The 17,850-nt window shown below is 67.8% G+C and carries 11 protein-coding genes; 8 read left to right on the forward strand and 3 right to left on the reverse strand.

Translation table 11 applies throughout. The annotated features are described in order from the left end of the window. Positions 1-6 precede the first annotated feature (6 nt). Positions 7-1,068, forward strand: a complete 1,062-nt coding sequence (locus ACGI6K_RS13765) for an FUSC family protein (RefSeq protein ID WP_376946231.1) — start codon at positions 7-9, stop codon at positions 1,066-1,068. A 125-nt stretch (positions 1,069-1,193) separates the two neighbouring features. Then, positions 1,194-2,654: a D-alanyl-D-alanine carboxypeptidase/D-alanyl-D-alanine endopeptidase gene (gene dacB, locus ACGI6K_RS13770; protein WP_376946233.1), complete on the forward strand. Its 1,461-nt coding sequence runs from the start codon at positions 1,194-1,196 to the stop codon at positions 2,652-2,654. A gap of 40 nt (positions 2,655-2,694) precedes the next feature. Here the strand turns inward: dacB and rlmKL are convergent, their stop codons facing one another. Further along, complete coding sequence (gene rlmKL / locus ACGI6K_RS13775) at positions 2,695-4,911, reverse strand: bifunctional 23S rRNA (guanine(2069)-N(7))-methyltransferase RlmK/23S rRNA (guanine(2445)-N(2))-methyltransferase RlmL (protein WP_376946235.1); 2,217 nt, start codon at positions 4,909-4,911, stop codon at positions 2,695-2,697. 413 nt (positions 4,912-5,324) lie between these two features. Here rlmKL and rmf point away from each other — a divergent pair, with 413 nt between their 5' ends. Continuing rightward, positions 5,325-5,540 (forward strand): ribosome modulation factor, encoded by a 216-nt coding sequence (rmf, locus tag ACGI6K_RS13780; RefSeq protein WP_376946237.1) that lies wholly within the window; start codon positions 5,325-5,327, stop codon positions 5,538-5,540. Between the two features lie 94 nt (positions 5,541-5,634). On the opposite strand, the gene ACGI6K_RS13785 is transcribed toward rmf, so the two are convergent. Beyond that, positions 5,635-6,678, reverse strand: a complete 1,044-nt coding sequence (locus tag ACGI6K_RS13785; RefSeq protein ID WP_376946239.1) for a quinone-dependent dihydroorotate dehydrogenase — start codon at positions 6,676-6,678, stop codon at positions 5,635-5,637. A gap of 294 nt (positions 6,679-6,972) precedes the next feature. Between ACGI6K_RS13785 and ACGI6K_RS13790 the strand changes: the two genes are divergently transcribed. The 3 genes from ACGI6K_RS13790 to ACGI6K_RS13800 all read left to right on the forward strand — a co-directional run bounded on the left by ACGI6K_RS13790 (position 6,973) and on the right by ACGI6K_RS13800 (position 8,835). Then, complete coding sequence (locus ACGI6K_RS13790) at positions 6,973-7,158, forward strand: hypothetical protein (protein WP_376946241.1); 186 nt, start codon at positions 6,973-6,975, stop codon at positions 7,156-7,158. Between the two features lie 26 nt (positions 7,159-7,184). Next, positions 7,185-8,210 carry an alpha/beta fold hydrolase gene (locus ACGI6K_RS13795; protein WP_376946243.1) on the forward strand — a complete coding sequence of 342 codons (1,026 nt, stop codon included), beginning with the start codon at positions 7,185-7,187 and terminating at the stop codon, positions 8,208-8,210. Between the two features lie 247 nt (positions 8,211-8,457). Next, the gene (locus tag ACGI6K_RS13800) at positions 8,458-8,835 is read left to right on the forward strand and encodes a hypothetical protein (RefSeq protein WP_376946245.1); all 378 of its coding nucleotides are present in this window, start codon (positions 8,458-8,460) and stop codon (positions 8,833-8,835) included. 18 nt (positions 8,836-8,853) lie between these two features. On the opposite strand, the gene ACGI6K_RS13805 is transcribed toward ACGI6K_RS13800, so the two are convergent. Beyond that, complete coding sequence (locus ACGI6K_RS13805; protein ID WP_376946247.1) at positions 8,854-13,719, reverse strand: NAD-glutamate dehydrogenase; 4,866 nt, start codon at positions 13,717-13,719, stop codon at positions 8,854-8,856. A gap of 146 nt (positions 13,720-13,865) precedes the next feature. Here ACGI6K_RS13805 and mprF point away from each other — a divergent pair, with 146 nt between their 5' ends. Next, positions 13,866-16,496: a bifunctional lysylphosphatidylglycerol flippase/synthetase MprF gene (gene mprF / locus ACGI6K_RS13810; RefSeq protein ID WP_376946249.1), complete on the forward strand. Its 2,631-nt coding sequence runs from the start codon at positions 13,866-13,868 to the stop codon at positions 16,494-16,496. Continuing rightward, entirely contained in the window at positions 16,496-17,755 is a 1,260-nt protein-coding gene (locus ACGI6K_RS13815) for a virulence factor family protein (protein WP_376946251.1), read from the forward strand. Before mprF ends, ACGI6K_RS13815 begins: the two co-directional genes overlap by 1 nt. Positions 17,756-17,850: the final 95 nt, after the last annotated feature.

Below are 17,850 nucleotides of genomic sequence, written 5' to 3' on the forward strand. Positions count from 1 at the left end.
CAGCCGATGCTCCGCTTTTTGCCCTCCCGACACCGCTGGACGGCCACCCCCGCCTGGGGAGCGGCCATCGTCGCCGGCCTCGGCTGCGCCCTGCCCCTATTGCTCGGGCTGTTCAGCGGCCACTCCGGATTTCTCTGGGCCTCGATCGGTGCCTTCCTCGCCGCCCAGGCCGACCCCCTGCACCGCTTCGGCATGCTGCGCATGCTCCTGCTGACCCTGCTCGGCGCCTGCAGCGCGGGCCTGGGCTTCTGGTCCGCACCCGGCCCGCTCGAGAGCCTGCTGGTCTTCGCCACCGGTGGCCTGCTACTCGCCTGGCTGCAGCGCTTCGGCCGCGAGGCCGGCAAGCTGGGTCTCGGCATGCTGATCTGCCTGTGTCTCGGCCAGGGCCAGCAGTGCCTGGGCAGCATGCCCAATCCCTATGCCGTGGCCACCCTGTTCACCCTCGGCGGCCTCTGGGCGACCCTGCTCGCCTTCAGCCTGCGTGGCCTGCACGGCCTGCGCCTGTGGCCCTACATGCCACACCTGCCCAGCGTGCTGAAGGTGCTGCGCCGGCATGCGCTGCGCCTGCCGCAACCGCAATGGCGGCTCTATGCCCTGGGCTGCGCCACGGTCTGCGGCCTCGCCGGGCTGCTTGTCAATCTGTCCGGACAGCCGCGCGGCCACTGGCTGACCGTGGCGGTGGTCGCCAGCTTGCAGATCGACCTCAAGGGCCGGCTGCCGCGCGCCCTCAAGATCGCCCTGACCGTCCTGCTCACCACCGGCCTGCTGGTGCTGCTCGGCCACGGCCTGCGGAACCCGGCGCAAATGGTCGCCCTGGCGCTGTCGCTGATCCTGCTCAACCGCGCCTTCCAGGTCGGCCGCTACAGCCTCTACGTGCTGCAGATGGGCTTCTGCATTTTGCTGCTGGCCGAGAGCCTGGCGCAGGACTGGCAATTGAGCCGCGAGCGGCTGATCAGCAGCCTGATCGGTGCGCTGCTGGCTCTGCTGGTGGCGCTTTCCCTGCATATCCGCCGCCGTCTGGGCGGCTGGCACGCCGACTGCACCGACACGGATGCACTACCGCGCTGAGCCGGCGACGGATGACCTTGCGCATCGGCCGCCTCGCTTCGGGCATAATGCGAGCCCGTTGCCGGAAGTAGCCGGACCCTTCACCCATTTCGCATCGTAAGCCCTGAGTCGGAGGGGCACCTTTGATGATTGCAACCTTACGCCGGCTGGCTATTGCCAACCTGCTGCTACTGCTCGCACTGTCGGCGAGCGCGGCCCAGATCAACACCACGCTGCCGAAGAGTGTCCAGCAGGCGCTGAGCGCCCACAAACTCCCGGGCGACGCCCTATCCCTGGTGGTACTGCCACTCACCGGACCCGGCGTCCCGACCTACTTCAATGCCGACGTGCCCCTGAATCCGGCCTCGACCATGAAGCTGGTGACCACCTACGCCGCCCTAGAACTGCTCGGCCCGACCCACAAGTGGCATACCGAGTTCTACGCCGACGGCCCGCTGCAGGGCGGCGTGCTGAATGGCAACCTGTACCTTAAAGGCGGCGGCGACCCCAAGCTGAACATGGAAAGGCTGTGGCTGCTGATGCGCGACCTGCGCGCCAATGGCGTGCGCGAAGTGCGCGGTGACCTGGTGCTCGACCGCAGCCACTTCGTGCAGCCCCATCTGCCCTCTTTCAACGACGACGGCGGCGACAGCAACAGGCCCTTCCTGGTCGAGCCCGACTCCCTGCTGATCAACCTCAAGGCTCTGCGCTTCATCGCCCGTGCCGAGCCCGGCAAGGTACAGATCAGCATCGAGCCGCCGATCGCCGGCATGAGCATCGACAATCAGGTGCAAGCGCTGCCGGCCGGCGCCTGTCCGGACTGGCCGGACGTGCGCTACAACCTGGTCCCGCAGCAGAGCGGCTACAGCATGGTGGTCACCGGCAAGCTACCGGCCGGCTGCAGCGCGCAGAGCTATATCGCCCCGCTCGACCATCAGACCTATGCCGCCGGCGCCGTGCGCGCCATCTGGCAGGAGCTGGGCGGCAGCATCCGCGGACAGGACCGCGTCGGCAACGTGCCCCGGCAGGCGCAGTTGCTGGTTCGCGCCTCCTCGCCGGACATGGTCGAGATCATTCGCGACATCAACAAGTTCAGCAACAACACCATGGCCCGGCAGTTGTTCCTCAGCATCGGCCGGCAGTACCGCAACGGCACCGATGCCGACGACGCCCAGGCGGCTTACCGCGCGGTGCGCCAGTGGATGACGCGCAAGGGCATCGACCCGCGGCATCTGGTGATGGAGAACGGTTCCGGCCTGTCGCGGACCGAACGGATCAGCGCCCGGGAAATGGCCGAAATGCTCAAGGCCGCCTGGCACAGCCCCTACGCCGCCGAGTTCATCGCCTCCATGCCGCTGGTAGCGATGGACGGCACCATGCGCAAGCGCCTGCGCCGCACGCCTCTGGTCGGCGAGGCGCACATCAAGACCGGCACCTTGAACACCGTGCGCGCCATCTCCGGCTTCAGCCGCGACCAGAACGGCGACACCTGGGCGGTGGTCGCCATCCTCAACCACGCGCGTCCCTGGGGCGCCTCGTCGATTCTCGACCAGGTGCTGGTCGACCTGTACCGCCAGCCGAAGTCGTCCACCACAGCCCAGCGCTGACCCCCGACGGCCGCTCTCCCGGCGGGGCGGCCCGCTTTCCTCAATCCCGCTGTTTCGCCTGCAGCCGCCAAGCCCGGTGGATCTTCGGGTTGCGGACGAAATCCGGGTCCAGGGTCTGCGCGCTGATCTCCTCCAGCGCATAGCGCTGTGCGAGCAGCGGATCGAGCTGGAATTTGCGGAAGTTGTTGGAGAAATACAGCACCCCGCCCCTGGCCAAGCGGGCCATGGCCAGGTCGAGCAGGCGCGTGTGGTCGCGCTGTACGTCGAACACCCCCTCCATGCGCTTGGAATTGGAGAAGGTCGGCGGGTCGATAAAGATCAGCTCGTACTCGCCGCGGTCGGCGGCCAGCCAGTCCATCACGTCGGCCTGCTCCAGACGGTGCTTTTCGGAGAAGCCGTTCAGCGCTAGGTTGCGCCGCGCCCAGTCGAGGTAGGTCTTCGACAGATCGACGCTGGTGGTGCCACGCGCGCCGCCCTTGGCCGCGTGCACGGTGGCTGTCGCCGTGTAACAGAATAGGTTGAGGAAGCGCTTGCCGGCCGCCTCGCGCTGGATGCGCAGGCGCAGCGGACGATGATCGAGGAACAGCCCGGTATCCAGGTAGTCGGTGAGATTGACCAGAAGCCTCACGCCGCCCTCGCCGACCTCCATGAAACGCCCCTGCTGATCCTGGCGCCCGTACTGCCTGCTGCCGGCCTGGCGCTCGCGACGCTTGATCACCACGCGCGCCGGATCGATGTCCAGCGCCTGGGGAATCGCCGCCAGGGCGTCGAGCAGACGCACCTGGGCCTTTTCCGGATCGACCGAGCGCGGCGGCGCGTACTCCTGCACATGCACCCAGTCGCGGTACAGGTCCACCGCCAGGGCGTATTCCGGCATGTCGGCGTCGTACAGCCGATAGCACTCGATGCCTTCGCGGCGCGCCCACTTGCCCAGGCTCTTGAAGTTCTTCTGCAAGCGGTTGGCGAACATCCGCCCGCCCTCGGAGAGCCGCGCCGGCGCGCTGCGCACCGCCGGCGGCCGCTCCACCAGTTGCCCGCCGATCATCCGCGCATCGCCCGGCGCCGGCTCGCTGCGGTCGGTGACGAACTGCTCCGGCACTACCTTGAACAGCAGCAGCTTGCACAGCAGCGCGCCGTTCCAGAAGGCGTACTGCTTGTGGCTGCGGATGCCCATGCGTCTGCCCAGCTCCGGCGCCCCGGTGAACACCGCCGCCTCCCAGCCCTCGCAACGGCCGCGCAGGCGCTCACCGAGATGCTGGTAGAGATAGAGCAGGCTGGCCGGATCGCCCAGGCGCTCGCCGTAGGGCGGGTTGCACACCACCAGACCGGTCTGGCCACGGTCCGGGTGCGGCTCGAAGGTGGCCAGTTCGCCCTGGTAGACCCGGATCCAGCCGTCCAGCCCGGCGCGCTCGATATTGTTGCGCGCCGGCTGGATCAGCCGGGGATCGGCCTCGTAGCCGCGAATCCACAGGGGCGGCCGGGCCAGCCCCGCGGCGGCGCGCTCCTCGGCCTCGGCATGCAACTTCTTCCACAGTGCCGGGACATGTCCCAGCCAGTTGCCGAAGCCCCAGCGCTCGCGCCGCAGGTTGGGCGCGAGGTCGGCGGCCATCATTCCCGCCTCGACCAGGAAGGTGCCGACCCCGCACATGGGGTCGACCAGCGCGCCCCCCGCGGCGGCGATGCGCGGCCAGCCGGCACGGATCAGGATGGCCGCGGCAAGGTTTTCCTTGAGCGGCGCTACCCCCTGCTGCAGGCGGTAGCCGCGCTGGTGCAGGCTATAGCCGGAAAGATCGAGGGACAGTACCGCCTCGCCGCGTTCCAAGCGCAGGTGGATACGCAGATCCGGGTTGAGCTTGTCCACCGAAGGGCGCTGGCCGCTGTGCCGGCGCAACTGGTCAACGATGGCGTCCTTGACTTTGAGCGCACCGAAATGGCTGTTGTCGATGCCCGAGCCATGACCGTTGAACTCCACCGCCAGGCTGCCGCTCGGCAACAGGTGATCCTGCCAGTCGAACGTCTGCACGCCCTGGTACAGTTCGTCGGGACTGCCCACCGGAAAGCGTCCGAGTACCAGCAGCACACGGTTGGCCAGACGCGACCAAAGGCACAGCCGGTAGGCGGTTTCCAGGTCGCCCAGGCCCCGCACCCCGGCGACCTGCTCGCGGACCTCGGCCAGGCCCAAGCCGACCGCCTCCTCGGCGAGCAGACCTTCCAGGCTCTTCGGGCAGGTGAGAACGAGTTCATAACGATCCGACATGGGAGTCTTCCAGTGCCTCAGGCAGTTAGCGCGTGCCTGCTGGCACGCCTTTTGATTTTGACAGACCCGCAATGTGACACTTTGTCGCATGTCTTCAGCAGGCGACGCGGGGTCCATGGGCGGCGGCACCTACTCGCCGCTCGGCCTAAAAGGCCCGTAACTAGAGGGGTTTTAGCAGGCCAGCGGCCATTTTCCGTGATTTTTTTATCGCCTGGCAGCCGGAAAAGTTTCTTTCTTATGACAAAACAGTCATTCACAGGCCAGAACCTATTGGATAGAAATCGATCAGTCCCCCGCCGCAACGGTGGGGGGAGAAACCGCGACGCCGGCAGCGGTTTCGTCGGCAGCCAAGGCCGCCAGGTCTCGCCATGAGGCCAATGGGACATAACAGTCAACAGTGAGGGCAACACCCTATGAGAAGACTTAAGCGTGATCCGTTGGAACGGGCTTTTCTGCGTGGTTATCAGAACGGTATTCATGGCAAATCCCGCGAACTCTGTCCCTTCACCCACCCTGCGACTCGACAGGCCTGGCTCAATGGCTGGCGCGAGGGCCGCGCTGACAACTGGGACGGCCTCACCGGCACGGCGGGTATCCATCGCCTGAACCAACTGCGTGCCGTAGGCTGACGGGGGATCACGGCATTCTCTCATCTCGACGCCCAGCGCGGGCGCCGGGCCTCAAGACCACAGGGCTCCTTCGGGAGCCCTTTCTCGTTGCGGCTCAATGCGTCCCGAGCGGCTGCTCGCCCCGCAGCGCGGCGATGGCCTCCACTGCTTCGCGTATCAGCGCCGGCCCCTTGTAGACGAAGCCGGTATAAATCTGCACCAGGCTGGCTCCGGCGGCGATCTTTTCCGCCGCGTGGCGCCCTTCGGTGATGCCGCCGACCGCGACGATCGGCAGCCTTCCGCCCAGTTCCCCGGCCAGCACCCGCACCGCATGGGTACTCTTCTCGCGCACCGGCGCACCAGATAACCCGCCGGCCTCGCCGGCATGCGCCAGCCCCTCGACGCCCTCGCGGCCGAGAGTGGTGTTGGTGGCGATCACCGCGTCCATGCCGGTATCCAGCAGCGCCCGGGCGACCTGCACGGTCTCCTCGTCGCTCATGTCCGGGGCGATCTTGATCGCCAGCGGCACGCGCCGGCCGTGGCGCCCGGCCAGTTTCTCCTGGCGCAGGCGCAAGGCTTCGAGCAGTTGTCTGAGCGAGTCGCCGAACTGCAGGCTGCGCAGGCCGGGAGTGTTCGGCGAGCTGACGTTGACCGTCACGTAGCTGGCATGGGTGTAGACCTTGTCCAGGCAGATCAGGTAGTCGTCCACCGCCCGCTCCACGGGGGTATCGAAATTCTTGCCGATGTTGATACCGAGCACGCCGCTGTAGCGTGCCGCCCGGACCTGCGCCAGCAGATGGTCGACACCCAGGTTGTTGAAGCCCATGCGGTTGACGATCGCCTCGGCCTGCGGCAGACGGAACAGCCGCGGCCTGGGGTTGCCCGGCTGCGGCCGGGGCGTCACGGTGCCGATCTCGACGAAGCCGAAACCCAGTTGGGCGAAGCCGTCGATGGCGTCGCCGTTCTTGTCCAGTCCGGCGGCGAGGCCGACCGGATTAGGGAAGTCCAGCCCCATCACCCGTACCGGCAGGCTCGCCAGCCGGTGGCACAGCAGGCCGTTGAGACCCAGACGGCCACCGGCCCCGAGCAGATCGATGGTCAGTTCGTGGGCGGTTTCCGGGGAGAGTTTGAACAGCAGCTGGCGGGCCAAGGTGTACATGGGCGGGCTTGACTCGAAGAGTGGCGTGGGGCGGCGATTATAGCCGCGCCGTGCGTATGGACGCATCGATCCTTCCGGAGCGGGGCAATCCCATGAAATGCCCAGCCAGTGCCGGACAGAAAGATCGCGCGTCGAGCCGTTTCGCTGTTGTCTTCGGCTTTGTTGAGCCGACCGCCTGCCGAGTCTCCTGCAATCTGTCCACACGGCAACGGAATCCGGCGCGGCCCCCCGGTAGGCACCTGACCGGTCATCTGCCACACTGCCCGCCTCTACCCGTCAATGGACCGCCCGAGCATGTCTTTTCTGCCGTCAAGTCTCGTCGCCCTTGTCCATCGCGGGAATGCCCCCGAGTTCCTGCCGCTACCCCGCCGCCATTCGGCGGCCAACGCCTTCGGCGAAGGGTTACACCGGGCCGGCGCGCCGAACTCGAGCGACTTTCCCGCCGACCTGCCGCCGGCCGCAGACCGCGTGCCCGGCTGAGCCCATCGCCTTATCGCTCCAAGGAGATGCTCATGAAGGAATCGCCCCTGTCCCGCCGGCTCTACCCCGCCCTGCTGTACCTGGCCCTGCCCGCCGCCATGGCGGCCGACTCCCCCGGCTACGGGCCCGAGCTGGAAGGCTTCGACTACCCCCACCCGGTCCGCTACTTCGCCTTCGAGTCCCAGGGCCAGGCGCTGAAGATGGCCTACATGGACGTGCAGCCGGCCGAACCCAACGGCCATACGCTGGTCCTGCTGCACGGCAAGAATTTCTGCGCGGCGACCTGGGAAGACAGCATCGACGCCCTGACCAAGGCCGGCTACCGGGTGGTAGCGCCGGACCAGATCGGCTTCTGCAAGTCCAGCAAGCCGCAGCACTACCAGTACAGCTTTCAGCAACTGGCGGCCAACACTCGGGAGTTGCTGGAGTCCATCGGCCTCGAACGCTACAGCCTGATGGGCCATTCCATGGGCGGCATGCTCGCCACCCGTTTCGCCCTACTCTATCCCGGTCGACTGGAGCGCCTGATCCTGGTCAACCCCATTGGCCTTGAGGACTGGAAAGCGCTCGGCGTGCCCTACCGCACGGTGGACCAGTGGTATGCCCACGAACTGCGCACCAGCGCCGAGGGCATCCGCGACTACCAGCTCGGCACCTATTACGCCGGCCAGTGGCGCCCCGAATTCGACCGCTGGGTAAAGATGCAGGCCGGCCTGTTCCAGGGGCGGGGCAAAGAGCGCGTGGCGTGGAACTCGGCGCTGACCTACGACATGATCTACACCCAGCCGGTGTACTACGAATTCGAGCAACTGAAGGTGCCGACTCTGCTGCTGATCGGCGAGAAGGACAACACCGCCATCGGCAAGGATGCGGCGCCGGCGGAGCTGCGCCCGCGACTCGGCGACTATCCGCGGCTGTCCAGGGAGGCGGCCGGTCGCATTCCCAAAGCCACCCTGCAGACCTTCGCCGATCTCGGCCATTCTCCGCAGATCCAGGCACCGGAGCGCTTCCACGAGGCGCTGCTGCAGCAATTGGCCAAACCCGCCGAATGACGGCCGCCCCGGGCCGCCGCCGAGGCGGCCCATCTCCGGCTGCCGAAAAAACCCGGCCTAGACCCGCTCCCAGGCAAGAGTTTCCCGAGCTATCTGGCCAAACCTTTTTCCGGTTTCCCGGTCACACGTACGTCCGCCCCAGATTGCGTGGCGGAATGCGCAAAACCGTTCGCAGCCGCTCATCCGGCCGCGGACGCTCCCCGGAAACCCCAGGGTATGGACGGTACATGACAAGGAGATGTTCGCAATGGCCAGGAGAAAATGGAGACAGACCGGTCTGCCCTTCAGATTCAGGCCGGGCAACCGGATCATGGACGCCCCGCCCACGCCGTCGGGCGACGGTGCTTCCAGGGAAAGCGTCACCCTCGCCAAGCTCTGCGCCCTGGCGGTCGACTTGATCCGCGGCAAGCGGGTACGGATCAGCCCGCAGGAGCGGGACGCGCTGTCCCCGATGTTCGAGTTGAGTTATCTGCAGTGCGAAGGTGACTCCCAGGACGCCACCGGCCATGTCCTCTGCCACTGCTCGCATCCCGCACTGTTCGAGTTCTACTTCTTCTACCGCTGGCTACCCGAACACGGGCAGCGCTTCCGCCCGCGCCGGGAGCCTCCCCCTCAGCTCCACTGAGGGCCTGGCGGGGCCGCCTCAAGCCCCGCCCGCGGTACGGGCACTGCTCTGCGCCAGGTCCGCCAGCTCGCGATTGGCGACCGCGAACATCGCATAGTCCGCGCCACCAGTCGCGCGCAATTCGGCCAGAGTCGCCCGCCAGCGCTCGACCGCCGGCTGGTTCTGCTCCAGCCAGAGGGCCACCCGCGCCTCGACATCCTCCGGTCCGCCGACCATCCGCAGCAGGGCGATGGTGATGGCGCGCTGCTGCCCGTCCATGTCGTCGCGAAAGGCTTCCCGGGCCAGCGCCTGCCATTGGCTCTCGACCGGCAGGTTGGTGATCTGCTGCAGGTACCAGGGCAGCTCCAGGGCGCCGCCGACAGCGAAATGCGCGGCCGCCACCACCGCCGGCTCGCGCCCGGTGACATCGGCCGCCGCGAGGATCGGCAACAGGGTGTAGAGGTAACCGGTGCCGGCGACCAGCCGCGCCAGCAGCTCCGGCACCCCGGCCTCGGCATAGGCGCGGTAGCGCAGTTGCCACTGCTTGTGGGTGCTGCCTTCGAGCAGTTCGTCGAGCTTCAGGCCGAGGGCGGCGATCTGCGGACCGAAGTGGGCCACGTCGCGGGCGGCGTCCAGCTCGCCGCGGCGGTTGCGCAGGAACCAGCGGGTGGCGCGCCGGCCCAGGCGGGCCAACTCGTCCATCAGGGTCAGTTGCAGCTCGGCGGGAACCTGATGGTCCAGCGCCTCGATCTGCCGGAACCAGTGCGGCAGGTGGAAGATGTCGCGGACGATCACGTAGGCCTCGGCCACTGCCGCGGCGTCCATGCCGCTGGACTCCTTGAGGCGCTGCACGAAGGTGATGCCCATGTGGTTGACCAGATCGTTGGCGATCTGCGTGGCGACAATCTCGCGGCGCAGCCGGTGGCCGCGCATCAGCGCGCCGAAGCGCTCCACCAGCGGCGTCGGGAAGGCGCTCTGCATGTCGCGGATCATATAGTCGTCGTCCGGCACCGCGGACTCCAGCAGAGACTCCTTGAGGTCGATCTTGCTGTAGGAAATCAGCACCGCCAGCTCCGGGCGGGTCAGGCTGGTGCCGCTGGCCAGGCGCTCGGTGAGTTGCTCGTCGGAGGGCAGGAACTCCAGGGCGCGATCCAGCCGCCCGGCGTGTTCCAGGGCGTCGATCAGCCGCCGGTATTCGCCCGGATGCAGGCGCGCGCGGCGCTCGGCCAGGGACAACGCCTGGGTCTGCTCGTAGATGTTGTTCAGCACCAGTTGCGCCACCGCATCGGTCATCTCGTGGAGCAAGCGGTCGCGCTGCTTGCCGGTCATGTCGCCGGCGGCGAGCACCTTGCCGAGCAGGATCTTGATGTTCACCTCGTGGTCGGAGCAGTCGACCCCGCCGGCATTGTCGATGAAGTCGGTGTTGCAGGCGCCACCGGCGAGGCAGTACTCGACCCGGCCGAGCTGGCTGAAGCCCAGGTTGCCGCCCTCGCCCACCACCTTGGCGCGCAGCTCGACGCCGTTGACCCGCAGCGCGTCGTTGGCCTTGTCGCCGATGTCCGCATGACTTTCCCGGCTGGACTTCACGTAGGTGCCGATGCCGCCGTTCCACAACAGGTCGACCGGCGCGCGCAACAGGGCCTGGATCAGTTCGCCAGGGGTCAGCCGCTCGGCGGCGATGGCGAAGCGCTCGCGCATCTGGGCGCTGACCGGGATGCTCTTGGCGCTGCGCGGGAATACCCCGCCGCCGGGCGAGATCAGCGCCGGATCGTAGTCGGCCCAGGAAGAGCGCGACAGCTCGAACAGCCGGCGCCGCTCGGCGAAGCTCGCCCGCGGGTCCGGATCGGGATCGACGAACACATGGCGATGGTCGAAGGCCGCCAGCAGGCGCAGGCTCTGCGACTGCAAGAGGCCGTTGCCGAACACATCGCCGGACATGTCGCCGATGCCGATCACGCTGATCGGGTCATTCTGCGCATCGATACCGCGCTCGCGGAAGTGATGCTGCACGGCGACCCAGGCGCCGCGGGCGGTGATGCCCATCTTCTTGTGGTCGTAGCCACTGGAGCCGCCGGAAGCGAAGGCATCGCCCAACCAAAAGGCATAGTCGGCGGCGACGCCGTTGGCGATGTCGGAAAAGCTCGCCGTGCCCTTGTCGGCGGCCACTACCAGGTAGGGATCGTCGCCGTCGTAGCGCAGCACACCGGCCGGCGGCGCCACCTTGTCCTCCCTGAGATTGTCGGTGACGTCCAGCAAGGCCGAGACGAAGATCCGGTAGCAGGCGATCGCCTCGGCCTGGATCTCGTCCCGCGAACCGCCGACCGGCAGGCGCCGCGGGACGAAGCCGCCCTTGGCGCCGACCGGCACGATCACCGCGTTCTTCACCTGCTGGGCCTTGACCAGACCGAGCACCTCGGTGCGGTAGTCCTCCTCGCGGTCGGACCAGCGCAGGCCGCCACGCGCCACCTTGCCGCCGCGCAGATGCACCCCCTCGACCCGCGGCGAGTAGACGAAGATTTCGAAGCGCGGTACCGGTCGCGGCAGCTCGGACAGGGCTTGCGGGTCGAGCTTCAGGCTGAAGTAGCCCTTGGCCCGGCCGGCGGCATCGGGCTGGTAGAAGTTGCTGCGCAGAGTGGCCTTGATCAGCTCCAGGTAGCGCCGTAGGATACGGTCCTCGTTGAGCACCTCGACCCTGTCCAAGGCACCGAGAATGGCCTGCTCCAGGCGCTGCTGCTTGTCCTCCAGGTTCTCGCCGGCGATGCGCCGCGCCAGGTAGAAGCGGGTGCGGAACAGCCTGACCAGCTCGCGGGCGATGTCGCTGTGATTGAGCAGCGCGGCGGCGATGTAGCCGAGATCGAAGCCCAGACGCACCTGCTTGAGGTAGCGGGCGTAGGCGCGCAGCAGGGCGACCTCGCGCCAGGGCATGGAGGCTTTCAGCACCAGGCGGTTGAAGGCGTCGTTCTCGGCGTCGCCGCGGACGATGTGGATGAAGGCGTCCTGCAGGGTGTCGTTAAGCTGCTGGAGGTCCACCTCCGCGCCGCCGGTAAGGCTGAAGGAGAAGTCGTGAATCCAGAATTCGCGGCCGTCGCGGTGGCGCAACTGGAAGGGAAATTCGCCGAGCACGCGCAGGCCGAGGTTTTCGAGGATCGGCAGCACGTCGGACAGCGGCAACGGGCTGTCCAGGTGGTAGATCTTGCCGTGCAGTTGCCGGTCGTCCTGGTGCAGCGGCTGGTAGAAGCTCATCACTAGCGGCCGCTCTTCGCCTAGGGACAGCAAGTGCTGCATGTCGACCACCGCCGAATGGGGGGCGAAACGCTCCCGGTAACCGGCCGGAAAGCCCTGCGGGAAGTCCGCCAGCAGGCCCGTGCCCGCGGCCTCGCCGAAGCTCTCCACGATCAGGCCTGCGTAGTCGTCCCGCCAGGAGCGGCAGGCGCGGATCATCTCCTGTTCCAGGCGCTGGGGATTGAAATCGACCCGCACCTTGGGATCGACGCGCAAGATGAACTGCACCCGCGCCAGGATAGACTCGGAGAAATACACCCAGAACTCGCAGTCGCTGGCCTTCAGGCGCTCCATCAGAAGCTGCTGCATCTTCTGGCGGATCTCCGTGGAATAGACGTCGCGCGGCACGTAGGCCAGGCCGTAGATGAAGCGTCCGTAGGGGTCCTTGCGCAGGAACAGGCGCAGGCGGTTGCGCTCCTGGATCTGCACGATGCTGATCGCGGTGCGCAACAGTTCGTCCGACGGCGTCTGGAACAGGTCGTCGCGCGGCAGTACCTCGAGCACCTGGCCGAGTTCGCGAAACAGATGGCCACTGCTGTCGAAACCGGCGCGCCGCTCGATCTCCGCGGCCTTACGGCGAATCCAGGGAATGTGCCGAACGCTCTCGTTGTACACCGAGGCGGTGTACAGGCCCATGAAGCGGTATTCCCTGACCACCCGACCGGCCTCGTCCAGCTCGCGCAGGGAAATGTAGTTGGGATACGCCGGACGGTGTACCCGCGACGGCTGCGAGGCCTTGGCGAAGGACAGCAGCAGCGGCTCGCGCAGGTAGCGCAGGGGCTCCGGCTCGATGTGCAGCCAGGTCGGGTCCAGCCCGGTGCGCAACCGTTTGCTCAGCCCCAGCAGGGAGCGCTCGTCGTAGACGATACGCGCGCCGTCGTCCGGGCTGTCGGCCAGGGTGAACTCCTCGTAGCCAAGGAAGGTGAAGTGGTCCTCCAGCAGCCAGCGCAGGAACACCTTGATCTCCGCCAGTTCCCCGGCATCCACCGCCAGTCGCGCCCGCTCCAGCCAGTCCAGCAGTCCGCGCACGCAGGAGGTCATCGGCACGAAGTCGGCGACCGCCAGGCGCACCTCGCCGAACACCTCCTGCAGCGCCTGCTCCAGTTCGCGCTGCTCGCCGGGGCTGGCGCAGCGGTCGATCTCGGCGAAGACCAGCGCCTCGTGCCGCATGCCCTCGCCCTGGCGGTTGCGAGGCAGGATCTCCAGCAACCCACCGGCGGCGTCGCGACGCACCCAAAAGACTCCGCCCTGCAGGCTGTGGATGCCATGGCCGTGACGGTTCAGCTCCATGCGCAGCGAATCGACCAGAAAGGGCATATCCGGGTGCAACACTTCGACCACGCTGTGGCTGGACAGCCAACCGTGCTTCTCGTAGTCGGGATTGAAGATCCGCACCTCCGGCCGCGCCGGATCGAAGCGTTCGAGCAGGTGCCAAGCCGAAAGGGTGCAGCCGACCAGATCTGACAGCCGCCGCTCGATCAGTTCGTCGAGGGCGACCATGGCGAAGAACTCCTCGGCGAACAGCATCACCGGCGGCAACAGCCGCTCGTCCAGATGCGCCCCCAGGGCCGCCCGCAACTGCGCCAGAAAGTCGGCCTTGCTGTCCGCCACGAAGAACGCCATGGTCGTGCTCCCGAAGTGCTCCTGGATGTAGCATAGGCGGCCCTTGGCCCATCCATGCCTGCCCCATGCCGGAGCACGGCCCGGAACGCCTCTCATCATCCTTCCCCGAGCCCCGCCAACGCAGCCCCGGAGCTGGAAACGCCCCAATGAATACCCTGAGCAAACGATCGGCCATCTCTGTCTGCATCAAGGCGCTGCAAGCCCTCGTGCACCGGCTCCGCCCCCTCGGCGAATACCGCACCGTCTTGACTTCGCTATTCACCCTGCTGGTCTTCAGCTTGGCGCTGATCGCCTGTCGCCACCTGCTCGACAGCCTGAATCCCCAGCATCTGCACGAAGCCCTGCTCGCCATACCGGGTACCGACCTGGTGCTGGCCCTGCTGGCCACGGCGGCCGGTTTCGTCGCCCTGCTCGGCTACGAATGGTCGGCTTGCCGCTACGCCGGCGTGCGTCTGCCGCCTCCCAGCCTGCTGCTCGGCGGCTTCTGCGCCTTCGCCATCGGCAACGCCACCGGCCTCTCGCTGCTCACCGGCGGCGCCGTGCGCTACCGGCTGTACGGCCAGCAGGGCGTGGCCGCTGCAGAGATCGCCAGGATCAGCCTGTTCGCCAGCCTGTCGCTGGGCTGCACACTGCCGCTGCTGGCCGCTAGCGCCGCGCTGCTCGACCTGCCGCAGGCGAGCCGCGTCCTGCATCTGGCCGCCGGCCCCCTGGCGACCATGGCGGTGGCCGTACTGCTCGGCTACGCGGCGCTGGCGCTGTTCCTCTGGCGGCACGCCACGCCGGACGAACGGAACCCGCAGGTCATTCGCGCCAGCTTCGGCCCCTACAGCCTGGGCCTGCCCTCGGGGCGCCTGAGCCTGCTGCAGTTGCTGATCGCCTGCGCCGATGTGGTGGCCGCCGCCTTCGTGCTCCATGTCCTACTGCCGGAGGGACCTGCCTTCGGCAGTTTCCTGCTGGTCTACCTGGTGGCGCTGGCCGCCGGCGTGCTCAGCCATGTGCCGGGCGGCATCGGCGTGTTCGAGGCGGTGCTGCTCGCCGCCTTCGGCCAGAGCGTCGGCACGGCGCCGCTGGCCGCGGCCTTGCTGCTCTACCGGGTGATCTACACGGGCTTGCCGCTGGTACTGGCCTGTTTGCTGCTACTTGGCAACGAAGCCCGCCGGCTGACCCGCGCCGGCCTGCGCCTGGCCACCGGCCTGGCCGCGCCGGTGCTGGCCGTGCAGGTGTTCATCGCCGGCATCGTGCTGCTGTTCTCCGGCGCCACGCCGAGCCTCGACGAGCGCCTGGAGCCACTGAACTACCTGGTGCCCCTGCAACTGATCGAACTCTCGCACCTGGGCTCCAGCCTAATCGGCGTGGTCTGCCTGCTGCTCGCCCAGGGCCTGCGCCGGCATCTCTCGGCGGCCTGGGCGTTGACCCTGGTGCTGCTGCTGGCCGCCGCCCTGCTCTCGTTGCTCAAGGGCTTCGATTGGGAGGAGGCCAGCGTGCTGATCGGCATCGCGGCGCTGCTGGCGCTGTTCCGCAAAGCCTTCTACCGCCCCAGCCGGCTGCTCGAACTGCCCGGCTCGCCGCCGATCATGCTGGCAACCCTCGGCGTGCTAGTAGCCAGCACTTGGCTGCTGCTGTTCGTCTACCAGGACCTGCCCTACAGCCACACCTTGTGGTGGCAGTTCGCGCTAGACGGCAACGCTCCCCGCGGTCTGCGCGCCCTGCTGGGCAGCAGCTTGACGCTGCTGGTGGTCGGCCTCGTCTGGCTGCTGCGCAGCCCGCCGCCGCCGCAGAACCTGCCCGGCCCCGCGGACCTCGAACGGGCCTTCGCCGCGGTCCGCGCCTCGCAGCAGCCGGAAGGCGCGCTGGCGCTGTCCGGCGACAAGGCGCTGCTGTTCGACTCCGCGCGCGACGCCTTCCTCATGTACGCCCGGCGCGGGCACAGCATGGTGGCGCTGTTCGACCCGGTAGGCACACCGCAGCAGCGCGCCGACCTGATCTGGCAGTTCCGCGACCTGTGCGATTTGCACTACCGACGGCCGGTGTTCTACCAGGTGCGCGCCGAGAACCTGCCGCACTACATGGATATCGGCCTGATCGCTATCAAGCTGGGCGAAGAGGCGAAGGTCGACCTGCGCCACTTCGACCTCGACAACCCCGGCAAGCACATGAAGGATTTGCGCTACACCTGGAACCGCTGTCGGCGCGACGGCCTCGATCTGGTGTTCCACGAGCGCGGCCAGGCGCCGCTAGCCGAGCTGGAGGAGATCTCCAGGGCCTGGCTGGCCGGCAAGACCGGCCGCGAGAAGGGTTTCTCCCTCGGCCGTTTCAGCCCGGACTACCTGCAGTATTTCCGCATCGTGGTGGCGCACCATCAGGGGCGCCCGGTGGCCTTCGCCAACCTGCTGGAAACCGACAGCCCGGAAACCGCCGGCCTCGACCTGATGCGCGTGCATCCGGATGCACCGAAGCTGACCATGGAATTTCTCATCCTCGGCATCCTGCTGCATTTTAAAGAGCGCGGCGGCGACTTCTTCAGCCTCGGCATGGTGCCGCTCTCCGGCATGCTGCCGCGGCGCGGCGCACCGCTGCCGCAACGCCTCGGCGCGCTGCTGTTCGAGAATTCCGAATACTTCTACAACTTCCAGGGCCTGCGCCGCTTCAAGGAGAAATTCGATCCGCAGTGGGAGCCGCGCTATCTCGCGGTGCCCGCCGGCATCGATCCGTTGCTGGCCCTGGCCGACACCGCCGCGCTGATCGCCGGCGGCCTTTCTGGACTGGTGAAACGTTGATGCGCCGATATTCCGCCCTCTTTCTCCTGCTCGCCGCCCTTCCGCCGATTGCCGCCGGCGTCGCTTGGCTCCTGCTCCGCCAGCCGGCGCCGAGCCAGGAACAGCGCAGCCTCGCCGACGGCAGCCCGCTGCAACTGATCGAGCCCGGTGGCCCGGTACGCCAGCGGGTGATTCTGCTGCTGTCCGCCGAAGCCCGCCCGCAGCCCGAACGCCTGCTCGAAATGGCCGGCGCCCACGCCGCCCGGCTGGCCGTCCTGGACCAGGACGGAGCCGACTGCCGGCGCCAATTGCGGCGGCTCGACGAAGCCCTGGCGCAGCTCGGCGGACCGGCCGACTTGGTCGCCGGCGACGGCCCCGGCGCCCAACTGGCTTGGCGCTGGCTCGCCGCGCAGAGCGACGACCGGGCGCAGGCGCTATCGATCGGCTTTCGCCTCGACCAAACCGCCTGTCCCGAGGCCCTGCCGCCAGAGGCGCCGCACGGCCGCTGGCATGCGATCTGGAACGACAACCCGGACGACGCCAGCGCCCGCTTCGCCCGCGCCCAGGCCAATGCCGACACGCAGATCGCCGACTACGGCACGCCCGTCCAGCGCCTCCTGCTGGACAACCTCGGCCGCCTGCTGGAAGGGCGCGCCGATCCGTTGCCGCTGGTCGAGGTGCCGGCCGCCGGGGCGGGCGACACGGTGGCGATCTTCTACTCGGGCGACGGCGGCTGGCGCGACCTCGACCGCGACGTCGCCGCCGAGCTAGCCAAGCGCGGCTACCCGGTGGTCGGCGTCGACTGCCTGCGCTATTTTTGGAACCGCAAGTCGCCCGAACAGGCCGCCGCCGACCTCGCCCGGATTCTGCGCACCTATCGCGAACGCTGGGGCGCCAAGCGCTTCGTGCTGATCGGCTTCTCGTTCGGCGCCGATGTGCTGCCGGCCATCTACAATCGTCTCGACGCCTCCGACCAGGCCTCGATCGACAACCTGCTTTTGCTCGCTCTGGGGCGCAGCGGCAGCTTCGAGATCCAGGTCCAGGGCTGGCTCGGCGCGGCGGGCCAGGATGCCCCGACCGCCCCGGAAATGGCCCGTCTGCCGGCGGCCAAGGTTTTCTGCGTCTACGGCACCGAGGAGGCCGCGGAAAGCGGCTGCACCCAGCCGCAGAATCTGGGCGAAAAACTCGCGCTGCCGGGCGGGCACCATTACGACCACGACTATCCGGCACTGAGCGAACGCCTGATCGCGGCGATCCGGGCTCGCCGGGACGGACACTGAAGCGCCGCCGGACCGACGGGCCATCAGTATGGCAGCACGGCGCCCCGTTTTGCTTTAAAGTTGGCGCCCGCTGTCCCGCGGCAGCCTGCGATCAT

It is taken from the genome of Azorhizophilus paspali (assembly GCF_043587585.2).
GTDB lineage: Bacteria > Pseudomonadota > Gammaproteobacteria > Pseudomonadales > Pseudomonadaceae > Azotobacter > Azotobacter paspali.

Coding starts and splice junctions, on each gene's coding strand:
- ACGI6K_RS13765 (WP_376946231.1), top strand. CDS start 7: ATGCTCCGCTTTTTGCCCTCCCGACACCGCTGGACGGCCACCCCCGCC.
- dacB (WP_376946233.1), top strand. CDS start 1,194: ATGATTGCAACCTTACGCCGGCTGGCTATTGCCAACCTGCTGCTACTG.
- rlmKL (WP_376946235.1), bottom strand. CDS start 4,911: ATGTCGGATCGTTATGAACTCGTTCTCACCTGCCCGAAGAGCCTGGAA.
- rmf (WP_376946237.1), top strand. CDS start 5,325: ATGAGAAGACTTAAGCGTGATCCGTTGGAACGGGCTTTTCTGCGTGGT.
- ACGI6K_RS13785 (WP_376946239.1), bottom strand. CDS start 6,678: ATGTACACCTTGGCCCGCCAGCTGCTGTTCAAACTCTCCCCGGAAACC.
- ACGI6K_RS13790 (WP_376946241.1), top strand. CDS start 6,973: ATGTCTTTTCTGCCGTCAAGTCTCGTCGCCCTTGTCCATCGCGGGAAT.
- ACGI6K_RS13795 (WP_376946243.1), top strand. CDS start 7,185: ATGCTCATGAAGGAATCGCCCCTGTCCCGCCGGCTCTACCCCGCCCTG.
- ACGI6K_RS13800 (WP_376946245.1), top strand. CDS start 8,458: ATGGCCAGGAGAAAATGGAGACAGACCGGTCTGCCCTTCAGATTCAGG.
- ACGI6K_RS13805 (WP_376946247.1), bottom strand. CDS start 13,719: ATGGCGTTCTTCGTGGCGGACAGCAAGGCCGACTTTCTGGCGCAGTTG.
- mprF (WP_376946249.1), top strand. CDS start 13,866: ATGAATACCCTGAGCAAACGATCGGCCATCTCTGTCTGCATCAAGGCG.
- ACGI6K_RS13815 (WP_376946251.1), top strand. CDS start 16,496: ATGCGCCGATATTCCGCCCTCTTTCTCCTGCTCGCCGCCCTTCCGCCG.